The 3,471-nt window shown below is 48.6% G+C and carries 1 protein-coding gene and 2 pseudogenes; all 3 read right to left on the bottom strand.

What is annotated here, in order from left to right:
* Positions 1–1,069, bottom strand: a pseudogene (locus AN477_RS09900) (hypothetical protein); the annotation flags it as partial.
* Positions 1,066–3,000: a VirB4 family type IV secretion system protein gene (locus AN477_RS09895; RefSeq protein WP_245631780.1), complete on the bottom strand. Its 1,935-nt coding sequence runs from the start codon at positions 2,998–3,000 to the stop codon at positions 1,066–1,068. The gene AN477_RS09895 and the pseudogene AN477_RS09900, both read right to left, overlap by 4 nt.
* Positions 2,993–3,471, bottom strand: a pseudogene (locus AN477_RS25000) (hypothetical protein); the annotation flags it as partial. The gene AN477_RS09895 and the pseudogene AN477_RS25000, both read right to left, overlap by 8 nt.

Here is a 3,471-nt window from a genome sequence, read left to right as displayed (position 1 = left end):
CTTCTGGACGCTCTTTGACTGCCTTCTCCGCTTTGGCACGTACGGAAGGCATGTTGTCCATCGCTCTAAAAACGGCTTTGGCGGGTGTCCCAATGGCTTTGGCGGCACCTTTTACGGCCATCTTGCCTCCGACGTCTGCGGCATAAGCACTTAACCCGAGAGCCGCAAATTGTCCTAGCCGAGCACCTCCATTAAACCCGACCATCGATGCACCGAAACTGTGCGCAACAGCCTCAATTAGTTTTCTTACATACACAGCCGAGGCCAATAGACCAATGGTTCCTGCCAGCGCGACGAAGATATCTTCAATCGTTAGCGACGTGCTGTTAATTGGACTGGCTACTGCACTTGCGATGCCAAATACAATCCCCTGGCCAAGTGGTATCGCCATTTGATAAATCCATTCTGTCCACCACATCTTCGCGATTGTTTTCGTTCGCTCGTTCGCATGAAAAGCCATGGCTAGAGGGAAAAACAACATCCAGACATACAAGAACACCTTTCGAAACTCATAAACAAGCCACACAACCAGCGACAAAATTGCCTGTAGAAAATTGACCACTGAGTTCAGAAGACCTTGGCCACCGCTGGTGTCGAGTGATGTCCATTTCATCAATGGGTTCAAGGTCAGAAAATAGTCGCTTGGATAGTAGAAAAGCTGTGTGATAAGGACGGCGAAATGCGGTCCAACCCACATCATGACCGACGCGAGAATGAGCCCTACACATCCACTTTTTAACCGTTCCCGTTGAATTGCGCTGTTGGCTGCACCAGATACCTGGATCACAAGTAAATACAATGCGACGAGCAGAAAAGTCCAGCCAAACACCCAAAACGCATCAGCGAACGGTTGGAGGGAGGTGACTGCTTTCGCATCCATGACGTCTGCAAAACTTCCTGTTCCCCAAGCCGGAATATGGGCACTTGGAAAGAACCCTGTAAGAATCACATTCCCCATGACGTTCCCGGTTACGTTGTCACCTGAAACAATGGTGTGATTCAGTAATGCTTGCAGGCCATTTGCGAGAGCGTTAATTAAGTTGGCAATGAGGTTATCAAACCAGTTCATCGTATCATCACTCGATCTCTCTGCAGGGCCAGTTGATGTTCCGACTGAACAAATGTGGTGGAGAACAGTTGTTCCTCTTCAGCAAAAGAATTGAGGACGTTGTAGAATACCTCTCCACCTGCCCACCAGCGACCCATTCCCTTTCTGTACCCCACTAGATCGTCAAATTCCCGTTCTTCCAGGCCAAAGACTTCCATAACGGCAGCTTTATCGTTTTTGTCCTGCCGAAGTAAAACCTTGGTTGCTGAGTTCTGGACAATCGCACGACCAAACTCATTATCTGCAAACTTGCGAAAATCTTGGCTCGCAGCCACCGCAGCTCCAGAACGCTTCCGAATCCGACGAAATACGTCTTCAATAAACCGTGCGGTGTCCTCCAGTTCGAGCATCTTTTGCGTCTCGTCCGAAACCACGCACTTCTTGATGTGGACGTTTTTCTTGATGAACTTCTCCAGAACCCACTCGAATGTAACCTGCATGCCAAGCCTACGTGCATGGCTTTTCTCTGGCAGCGATGAGAGGTCGAAGTGAATGATTGGTGCATCGGATAGCTCTACATTGCTATAGCAATCAAACATCCCTTCCGTCCCTCCCCTGTGAAACCGGCGAAGACGCATGACCAGTTCCTCTAAGCGAGGGTCCGTTTCAGCCTTTTGTTCGAGTTTCTCGAAAAAATCAGAGAAGCAAGGTTGTTGTCTTTTGACCCGAAGGATGAGGCGATCTCCATTGGCGTTTCGCTCCCAGCTATCTCGCCTTTCGTACAGTGACTCCGGATCAGAGGTGAAGCCAAAATCCTCTTCATACAGTGTTCGTAACAGTGTGTTGATCGCAGCTGCATTGTACGCGTCCAATCGGTCTCCAGAATGTAGATGTGCCATGCTGACGATAAAGCGTTCCATTTCAGAAATCTTCTCTTTCACATCGACAAACCGATGAAGCGTTCCATCCTGTAACTTTTCTTCCTCTTCTTCCAATTCAAAAGGATTCATCCGATAGGGTGATCTTTCATCAATCCGAATCGACGCACCCCCGAGTGCCTTCACAACTGCCGTGTACTCCCCCTCGTAATCGATGATGACAAACCGAATGCCAAACGCAGCTCCTCTCGCTACGAGCCCCTTCACTAAATAGCTCTTGCCCGCTCCCGAAGTCCCGATGATAATCATGTTTGAATTGGCCAGTTTCTCATGCCAAGGATCGTATCGATTCAGATGACCGGAGGACCAATCGATACCAATCGGAATACCATACTCATGACTGAATCGGCTGTTCGTAAAAGGGAAGGCATTTGCTAACGCACTTGAAGTCATCTCTATCGGATGTCGAAGGAGGTTTTCCCCTATCGGGGCCACGGATTGAAATCCGAGATCATGCTCCTGATACGCTTGCCGAATCATGAATCCCTCAAAACCTTCTCGCTCAATACGTTCACATGCGCTGAGAAACTCCTCACGGTTGGGCGAACTCACTGCAAAAATAATAGTCGTATAAAACAGCCTTTCGACGCCAAGACGAAGTTCCTCACGTTCTTTCTCTAGCAGTTGGTACTCTTGCTGGTAAAATGCAATGGCCTTGTTGGTGCCCGCCTTTTGCTCAGCGAGGATTTCGGCTTCAAGCTTGGTCATCATTTTCGTCCTCTTGGAGATAGCCAGTGTAGAATCTGCCGGCTCTACATGAATGGAGATATGGACGTCGGCGCCAACATGAAAGAAACGATTCAAATAGCCAAAATGAATCGTGGAGGGTAACCCTGTTACGTAGTAAGTCTTTGTGAACCCACTTGGTGATACGTAAATTTCTGTCGAGTTCACTTCTATCCCATCTGCCAGTGTCATCAAGTCATGAAATGTTGGCGCATTCTCACCAAGAACACTTGGATCGTCAAGGTACACTTTTTTAGGACCTTGCTTTCGCTTGCTGAACTTAAACAATATCAGGCACCTCCACATCCGCGCCATTAATGCGCGGGGCGTGAACTTGGTTTGCAAACGCATCCCTATACCTTTGGGATACCGCTCTTTCCCGATTCCAGAAATTTTGTATCGCCTCGATACTCTCTATCGGGTCTAGAACCTCGTATGGAAGCCCCATGCTTGAAATGCCCGCTTCCACATAACCTTGTTCCCGCTCAAGGCGTTCGATTTGAGCCTTCTCGTTTTCCCCGCCGACCTTTGGTAACACACCGATGACAATCAAGTTTGAACGGTCTGTGCGCGGCTTTTGCGCTTCTTCTCTTAAGTAGCCTTTTAACGACTCGGCGTATTCTGCAAATGGTTGGTTCTGATATCCCCTGACCGCTTCGTTGATGGTCACTTCTGCATGTTTCAGAAAGTCCGTGTAGTTCGCACGCCTCGCTTGAACGGAAAGCTGAAAAGGATGGTCAAGGTATTTCAGCATCTCCT

The sequence above is a fragment of the Paenalicyclobacillus ferrooxydans genome (genome assembly GCF_001399675.1).
Classification (GTDB): domain Bacteria; phylum Bacillota; class Bacilli; order Alicyclobacillales; family Alicyclobacillaceae; genus Alicyclobacillus_B; species Alicyclobacillus_B ferrooxydans.
This window is presented reverse-complemented; position numbering and strand designations above follow the sequence as displayed.